At 71.6% G+C, this 7,555-nt stretch carries 9 protein-coding genes; 1 reads left to right on the top strand and 8 read right to left on the bottom strand.

What is annotated here, in order from left to right; translation table 11 throughout:
* Positions 1 to 207: 207 nt before the first annotated feature.
* Entirely contained in the window at positions 208 to 627 is a 420-nt protein-coding gene (locus ACZ6DT_RS05850; RefSeq protein WP_465590520.1) for a B-4DMT family transporter, read from the top strand.
* Here the strand turns inward: ACZ6DT_RS05850 and ACZ6DT_RS05845 are convergent.
* The 8 genes from ACZ6DT_RS05845 to ACZ6DT_RS05810 are packed head-to-tail and all read right to left on the bottom strand — an operon-like array spanning position 582 to position 7,382.
* The gene (locus ACZ6DT_RS05845; RefSeq protein ID WP_465590517.1) at positions 582 to 2,063 is read right to left on the bottom strand and encodes a glycoside hydrolase family protein; all 1,482 of its coding nucleotides are present in this window, start codon (positions 2,061 to 2,063) and stop codon (positions 582 to 584) included. The genes ACZ6DT_RS05850 and ACZ6DT_RS05845 overlap by 46 nt on opposite strands.
* 60 nt (positions 2,064 to 2,123) lie before the next feature.
* A complete protein-coding gene (locus tag ACZ6DT_RS05840; RefSeq protein WP_465589296.1) occupies positions 2,124 to 3,050 on the bottom strand; it encodes a GNAT family N-acetyltransferase in 927 nt (308 codons plus the stop codon).
* Positions 3,047 to 3,478 (bottom strand): type II 3-dehydroquinate dehydratase, encoded by a 432-nt coding sequence (gene aroQ, locus ACZ6DT_RS05835; protein ID WP_465589293.1) that lies wholly within the window; start codon positions 3,476 to 3,478, stop codon positions 3,047 to 3,049. Before aroQ ends, ACZ6DT_RS05840 begins: the two co-directional genes overlap by 4 nt.
* Positions 3,475 to 4,584, bottom strand: coding sequence for a 3-dehydroquinate synthase (aroB, locus tag ACZ6DT_RS05830; protein ID WP_465589290.1), 1,110 nt, complete (start codon positions 4,582 to 4,584; stop codon positions 3,475 to 3,477). Before aroB ends, aroQ begins: the two co-directional genes overlap by 4 nt.
* Positions 4,585 to 4,592: 8 nt before the next feature.
* Positions 4,593 to 5,018, bottom strand: coding sequence for a hypothetical protein (locus ACZ6DT_RS05825; RefSeq protein WP_465589287.1), 426 nt, complete (start codon positions 5,016 to 5,018; stop codon positions 4,593 to 4,595).
* Positions 5,015 to 5,539 carry a shikimate kinase gene (locus ACZ6DT_RS05820; protein WP_465589284.1) on the bottom strand — a complete coding sequence of 175 codons (525 nt, stop codon included), beginning with the start codon at positions 5,537 to 5,539 and terminating at the stop codon, positions 5,015 to 5,017. Before ACZ6DT_RS05820 ends, ACZ6DT_RS05825 begins: the two co-directional genes overlap by 4 nt.
* Complete coding sequence (aroC, locus tag ACZ6DT_RS05815) at positions 5,536 to 6,723, bottom strand: chorismate synthase (RefSeq protein WP_465589281.1); 1,188 nt, start codon at positions 6,721 to 6,723, stop codon at positions 5,536 to 5,538. The genes ACZ6DT_RS05820 and aroC overlap by 4 nt, the downstream gene beginning before the upstream one ends.
* A gap of 47 nt (positions 6,724 to 6,770) precedes the next feature.
* Positions 6,771 to 7,382: a prepilin peptidase gene (locus tag ACZ6DT_RS05810; protein ID WP_465589278.1), complete on the bottom strand. Its 612-nt coding sequence runs from the start codon at positions 7,380 to 7,382 to the stop codon at positions 6,771 to 6,773.
* Positions 7,383 to 7,555: the final 173 nt, after the last annotated feature.

Here is a 7,555-nt window from a genome sequence, read left to right as displayed (position 1 = left end):
CCCTGCCCGGATCGCATTAGGAGGACGAACTGCTTTCCTCGGGAGGCGTTGCTCCAAGTCCGGGAAGGCCTCCTTGAGGGACTCTGGGTCCCTCAAGGAGGCCTTCACGGACCCTGGCACCGGCTGTCGGGGGCCGCACGGGGGTGACCATCGCTACTGGCGAGTTAAACTCCTTCAATGGCACCGTGGCTGACTCGTGGACTCGTGATGGCGCTGCTGCACGGCGTGGCCGTCACCGTGCTGGCCAAGTACGAGGTCTTCAACCCCACCGACAAGACCCTCGTCACCTCCCTCGCCCTCGCCATCCTGGTCGGCGCGGCGGCGGGCTGGAGTGCCGTGGACGCCTGGCGGGGCAAACCCGAACGCGGCAAGAACTGGTTCATCGCGGCGCTGATCGCCGGACCGGTCTCGGGGGTGCTGTACGTGATCGGCCGCGCGGTGTTCGTTGATCAGACCGGTGTTTCGGAGCTCGGCGGCGCGCTCACCGGCGGTGCCGCCTTCTCGGCCCTGCTGGTGCTCATCCCGGCCGGGCTCGGCCTGTTCGTCGGCGGCCGCATCACCAAGACCGGAGACGACGAAGATCAGCCCGCGAGCGGGAAACCGGCCGGGAAACCGTCCCAGGCCTGATCGCTGATCTGCTCGACGGGCGAGTCGTTCAGCGCCGCCGTCCCGGCGTCCGGCACCGCGAACAGTTTGCCGTCGAGCACCACGCCGAACCCGCGACCGGGGGCACGCACCATTCTCGCCCCGGCGCTCAGCCGCGCCGCCTGCGGGAACTTGTCGACAACCTTGAGCCGCTGGTCCAGGATCTCGCTCGCGAGTGTCGCCGCCACGGAACGCCGGTCGACCCGCACCAGGGTGCCGTCGGCCACCAGGTCGATGGTCCGCCGCGGTGACGGCATCGCGACGCCTTCGAACGAGGTCCGGACGCGGGCGTCGCCGTCGCAGGCTCGCGACCCGCGGACGTCGAGGCCGAAATGCTTGAGGTCGGTCGGCGCCCCCGCGCCGCCGACGATCGTGGCCCGGACGACGTCGAACGGGACCCGGTCGCAGACGTCACCCGAGGAGAGCGGCGCGTGCCCGTCGGGCCGCCGGACCAGGCCGGGACCTTCCTTCCACGCGCCGGGAATGAGCGCCGGCCGGTACGGCTGCGCGGAGAAGTCCCTGGTCCAGAAGGTGAGCGTGGTGCCGGTGTCGGTCTCGTGCGCGATCACGAAGGCGTCGAGCGCGCCGACCCACATCAGGTCGGTGCTGAACCCGTCGACCAGTGAGCGGGTGCGCGGCGAGATCGTGCTGGGCTTGGCGACGAAGCCCTGCTCCCCCAGCGTCTCCACGCCTCGGGTGAACGCCGCGTCCCTGGCGCGGAGCAGGAATTGCCCGGCGCCGTTCCACCCGGCGCCCTTCGCCGTGGTGTCGGTGAAGAGCACGTAGAACCAGCCGTCGAGGTACACCGCCGAGGGCTGGCCGGCGCCGTAGACGTTGGCGCGATGCACGTCGTGCGAGGGCCCGATGATCGGCCGCCCGCCCGCCGCCCGGGTCCACTTGAGCCCATCGGGGCTGGTCGCGAGCCCGATCGAGTTGCCGAGCGCGTGATCGTCCGCCGCGCCGGTGTAGTACAGGTAGTAGGTCGAGCCGACCCTGATCACCGACGGATCGCAGGTGTGCATACCGTCGAAACCGCCGGGCGCGCCGGAGAACACCGCCGCCGGGCCGCCACCGGACGGGCCGGTGAAGGGACCGTCGAGCGACGGCGACTGCGCGTAGAGGACGTCGTCACCGGGCGGCTGCGCGCCGCCGTACTGGCTGCACCACCACATCCGGAGCTTGCCGCCGTCGCGCATCACCGTCGGGCCGTAGTTGTAGACCGCGTCCTGATCGCCCGCGGCCACCACACCGCCACTGGCCCGGGGATCACTCGTCGCGAGTTCCACGTCCATCGGACGCGGCTTTTCCTTGGGCTGCTGGGCTCCGCCGATCCCGCCGCCCTTGCCGTCGGCCTGGGACTGGACGTGGCCGTCGCTGCACGCCACGAGGACCGCGCCCGCCGCGAGGACGGCCGCCACGGCACGGGCGGGTCGCCGACCCCCACGAAAAAGGCGCATGATGGCCGAGTGTAGCGAGGCTTAACCCGGCCGAGTGATGTCAGTACCCGGTAGGGCGACCAGTTCCACTTCGAAGCCATCGGCGTTTTCGAGGTAGGCGGCGTAGTGGTGATCACCGCCCGCATTCGGATACTTGGCCGCGAACATCGGCGACCAGCCGTGTTCGAGCGCCTCCGCAGCCAGTTCGTTCACCCGTTCGCGGGACTCGACCTGCAGGGCGAGATGGTTCAGGCCCGGCGCGGTGCGCTCGTGCTTTTCGCCGCTGAGCGCGGGAGAGCGCTCGACGACGAGATAGGTCGCGCCGTGTTTCCAGCTGACCCCGGCGGGCCAGCGCTGGAATTCCCGCCAGCCGAGTTCGCCGAGCAGCCAGCCCCAGCTCTCCTCGGCGCGGGCGAGGTCGGGGACCCACAGTTCGATGTGGTGCGTGCGGCCGTGGTCCGGGGGCAGCGCGACGAAGACGCGATGCGGCCCGCTGCCATAGTGATCGCCGCCGCCGACGTCGAGAAAACCCACACGCCGCACCAGGTTCTGACTGGCCACATTGGACTCACCGACCAGCGCCCACACCGACGACAGGCCGAGCCCGACGAACCCGTGTTCCAGTAGGGCCTTCACGGCCTCGGTCGCCAGGCCCTGCCCGCCGTGCGCACGCGCCACGTAATAGCCGATCTCCGGTACGTCGCCGGGCAGCTCCTGCGACGGCCGTAGGTGCGCGAGGCCGATCAGCTCGCCGTCGCGTTCGATCGCCCAGTGCCCCATCCCGGCCGGGCCGCGGTACGCCAGGCGCCTGCCGACCATTTCGCGGACCAGGTCCGGCTCGGTCAACGGAACCGCGAAATGCGCGCTCATCGCCGGATCGGCGAAGAGCTCGACGATCGCCTCGGTGTCCGCCTCCTCCAGACCGCGTAACCGCAGCCGCGCGGTCCGGAGCTCGGGAGGGTTGTTCACGCCGCGTTCGCGGCCATCCAGCGCAGGGCGAGCGGGTACCCGTCGACCCCGAGCCCGGCGATGACCGCGGTGGCGAGGTCCGACAGCACGCTGTGGTGCCGGAACTGCTCGCGTTGGTGCACGTTGGAGATGTGCAGCTCGATCAGCGGCGCCTTGAGCTGGGCGGCGGCGTCGCGGACCGCGATCGAGTAGTGCGTCCACGCGGCCGCGTTGAGCACCACCGGCCAACCCGCGTCGGCGGCTTCGTGCAGCCAGCCGACCATCTCGCCCTCGTGGTCGGTCTGCCGGACCTCGACGTCGATCCCCAGCTCCTTGCCGATTTCGACGCAGGTCGAGACCAGATCCGCGTGCGTGGCCGAACCGTAGATACCGGGTTCGCGCAGGCCGAGCCTGCCGAGGTTCGGGCCGTTGAGGACGAGCACCTTCACAGCAGGACGCTCCCGCCCGTCTTGGGGGCGTCGCCCGCCACCACCGAGTACGCGGCGGCGAGCAGCGCCGGGTCCGGGCCTTCCAGCCTGCCGGGTTTGGCGAGCCCGTCGAGGACGACGAAGCGCAGCACGCCCGAACGGGTCTTCTTGTCGCCCTTCATCGTCTCCAGCAACTGCGGGAGCGCGTCCGGGTCGTACGTGGTCGGCAGGCCCAGCAGCTTGAGCACGGACGAGTGCCGTTCGGCGGTGGCGTCGTCGAGACGGCCCGCCAAGCGCGCGAGTTCGGCGGCGAACACCAGGCCGACGCTGACCGCCGCACCGTGCCGCCACCGGTACCGCTCGCGGCGTTCGATGGCGTGGGCGAGGGTGTGGCCGTAGTTGAGGATCTCGCGCAGATCCGACTCGCGCAGGTCCGCGGCGACGACGTCGGCCTTGACCTGGATCGAGCGGCGGACCAGTTCGCCGAGGACCTCGCCGGTGGTGTCCAGCGCCGCGGCGGGATCCTGCTCGACGAGTTCGACGATGCGCGGGTCGGCGATGAACCCGGCCTTGACCACCTCGGCCATTCCGGCGACGAGTTCGTTGGGGGGCAATGTTTCCAGCGTCGCGAGGTCGACGAGGACCGCGCTCGGCTCGTGGAAGACGCCGACCAGGTTCTTGCCGGCCTCGGTGTTGATGCCGGTCTTGCCGCCGAGGGAGGCGTCGACCATGCCCAGCAGCGTGGTGGGCACGTTGACCAGGCGGACGCCGCGCATCCAGGTGGCGGCGACGAACCCGGCCAGGTCGGTGACGGCGCCGCCGCCGAGACCGACGACCACGCCCTGGCGGTCGAGGCCCATGCGGCCGAGGACCTCCCAGCAGAAGCTGGCGACGGTGAGCGCCTTGCCGTCCTCGGCGTCGGGGATCTCGACCCGGTGGGCGTCGATCCCGGCCTCGGCCAGTTCGTCGCGGATGGCCTCCGCGGTGGTCGTCAGCGTCGGCGGGTGGATCAGCGCGACCTTGGAGGCGTCGGCGAGCTGCTCGGTGAGCTCGCCGAGCAGGCCGCGGCCGATGACGACGTCGTACGGCTTGGCGGTGTTGACGGTGATGCGGACCGGCTCGGTCATCGTTTCCCTCACTTCGGCGGAAGCCGCTTTGCCCTCGCGACCTCGCAGGTGATCTTGCCCTTGACCGGGGTGTCCCCCGGGATCTCTTCGGTCACCTTCTGGCCGGGCGACATCCTGTTCTTCGCGAACAGCGCCTCACCGGAGGCCTTGCCGTCGGCGTCCTTGATCGCGATGGTGACGGCGTAGCGCGCGTCCCCGTCCGTGCTGTTGGTGACCTCGACGGTGATCTTCGGGGTGTAGCTGTTGCTGTCGCATTTGGTGACCTTGACGTCGGCGGCGACGTCCTCCGCCGGAGCGGCCGACGCGAGCGTCCCGCTGGTGGCCGCTCCGGTCTGGACGATATCGGCGCCCGCGGGCTGCTTCTCCTCGCCGCACGCCGTCAGGGTCAGGGCCACGACGGCGAGGAGGACTCCGGTGGTGGTGGTGCGCTTCATGCTCGTTCCTTGCTGATCTCGGTCAGCCCGATGACGGCGGCCTCGACGACCTCGTCGGGAGTCAGGCGGTCGGTCTCGATCTCGATCGTGGCGACTTCGCGGTACACCGGCAGGCGCGCGTCGAGGAGCGTCTTGTAGGTGGCGCGGGGGTTCACCCCGGCCAGCAGCGGACGCGCGGTCGAGAGCCCGGCGCGCTGAACGCCCGCGGCCATCCCGACGTTGAGGAAGACCACGGTGTGCCCGGTCAGCCGCTCACGCGTGCCCGGCGTGATCGGCGCTCCCCCGCCCAGGGAGAGGACGCCGTCGTGTTCGGCCAGCGCCTTCGCGACCATCTCCTCCTCCAGCGCGCGGAAGGCGGGCTCGCCCTCCTCGGCGAAGATGTCGGTGATGGGCTTGCCCGCTCTCGCGACGATGTCGTCGTCGGTGTCGCGGAAGGCGAAGCCGAGCCGGGCGGCGAGCGCCGGGCCGACCGTGCTCTTGCCCGAGCCCGGCGGTCCGATGATCACCGCGCGAGGAGTCACCAGCGCTCCTCGAGCGCCTTCAGGTAGGCCTCGGCGTTGCGCTTGCCCTCGGCCAGCGAGTCGCCGCCGAACTTCTCCAGCGCGGCGTCCGCGAGGATCAGCGCGACCACCGATTCCAGCACGACCCCGGCGCGGGGTACCGCGCAGACGTCGGACCGCTGGTGGATGGCCACCGCGGGTTCGCCGGTGGTGACGTCCACAGTGGACAGTGCTTTCGGGACGGTCGAAATCGGCTTCATGGCGACACGTACGCGCAGCGGCTCGCCGTTGGTGATGCCGCCTTCGAGCCCGCCCGCGCGGTTGGACCGGCGGGTCACCCCGACCGGGCCGGTGCCGCGGTCGATCTCGTCGTGGGCCTGGCTGCCCCAGCGCGTGGCCGTGGTGAAGCCGTCGCCGACCTCCACACCCTTCATCGCCTGGACTCCCATGAGCGCGCCGGCGAGGCGGGCGTCGAGCCTGCGGTCCCAGTGGACGTGCGAGCCGAGGCCCGGCGGCAGGCCGTAGGCGATCACCTCGATCACGCCGCCGACGGTGTCACCCGCCTTCCGCACGGCGTCGACCTCGGCGACCATCGCGTCGGTCCCCTCCTGGCCGAAGGCGCGGACCGGGCTCTCGTCGATGGACGGCAGGTCCGACGGCACCGGCAGCGGGCCCTCGGGCGCCGAGGCGCCGCCGATGGACACGACGTGGCTGAGGATCTCGACCCCGAGCAGCTGCTTGAGGTACGCGCGGGCCACCGTGCCGAGCGCCGTACGGGACGCCGTTTCGCGGGCGCTCGCGCGCTCCAGCACCGGACGGGCCTCGGAGAAGCCGTACTTCTGCATCCCGGGCAGATCCGCGTGGCCGGGCCGGGGGCGGGTCAGCGGCTCGTTGCGCGCCAGGCCTTCCAGCTCCTCGGCGGGCACGGGATCGGCCGACATGACCTTCTCCCACTTGGGCCACTCGGCGTTCTCGATCTGGACCGCGACGGGGCCACCCTGAGTGAGCCCGTGCCGGACGCCACCGGTGAACTCGATGTGGTCGGTCTCGAAGCCCATCCGGGGGCTGCGGCCGAAGCCGAGCCTCCGGCGCGCGAGCTGCTCGCCCACTTCGGCGGTGGTGACCTCGACCCCGGCGGGCATCCCTTCCAGGATGGCGGCGAGGGCGGGCCCGTGCGATTCCCCTGCGGTTATCCAGCGCAACACCTGACAGATCCTGTCACAACCTCCTCTCCGTCCCGGTACAGGCCGGGCTATCCCGGACCTGGTCCGGCGAAGACGGCGAGCGCCCACGCCGCGACCAGGAGACCGGGCCCGTGCGGCACCGTGGGATGCCGGGGCCCGCCCACCGCGAGCGCCACGCTCAGCAGCGCGGCGGCGACGGCGCCGAGGACGACCGACGGCCAGCCCGTCGCGGCGAGGACCGCGCCGAGACTCCCGGCGAGCTTCACGTCACCGGCGCCGAGCGAGCGCGGCGACAACGCGTGGACGAGCGCGTGCGCCCCGCCGAAGACCAGCGCGCCCAGCACGGCCCGCCACGCGATGGCCGCCCCTCCCCCCTGCGCGGCGACCGCGAGCGCGGCGGCCAGCGCCGGGTACGCGGGCAGGGTCAGGATGTCGGGCAGGCGGCGGTACTTCAGGTCGGCGAGCGCCAGCGGGACCGCGAAGACGGTCAGCACGGCCGGGACCGCCAGCCACCACGCCGGCCAGGCTCCCGCTTGGTGCCGCAGCCAGACCGCGACGAGCGCCGCCGCCGCGATGGCGGCCGCCCAAGCCGTCACCGGCGCTCCGGCCCGGCGCAGACAGGAGCGGGTGGCGAGCGCCGATCCGGCGCCCGCCGCGGCGAAGGCGACCGGGGTGAACACAAGATCAAGAGTGCGCTCGTCGCGCTCGGTGAGGCAAGGATTTCTTTTCGTGACAGGTACTTTCACGCACTTTCGGCAGGCGGGGCGTGGGCTATGGCTTGGCGGTCGTGGGGGGGGGGGGGTGCTGTGGGAGAGGGGGTGGCCCCAAAAGGGAGTGCCGGAAAACAACGCCC

Source organism: Amycolatopsis sp. NPDC041971 (assembly GCF_055588925.1).
The sequence above is the reverse complement of the archived record's forward strand: the minus strand, read 5'-3'. Positions and strand labels throughout refer to the sequence as shown.

Bases quoted from the DNA above. Each gene is read 5' to 3' on its own strand.
- ACZ6DT_RS05850 (WP_465590520.1), top strand. From the start codon at position 208: ATGGCGCTGCTGCACGGCGTGGCCGTCACCGTGCTGGCCAAGTACGAG.
- aroB (WP_465589290.1), bottom strand. From the start codon at position 4,584: ATGACCGAGCCGGTCCGCATCACCGTCAACACCGCCAAGCCGTACGAC.
- ACZ6DT_RS05825 (WP_465589287.1), bottom strand. From the start codon at position 5,018: ATGAAGCGCACCACCACCACCGGAGTCCTCCTCGCCGTCGTGGCCCTG.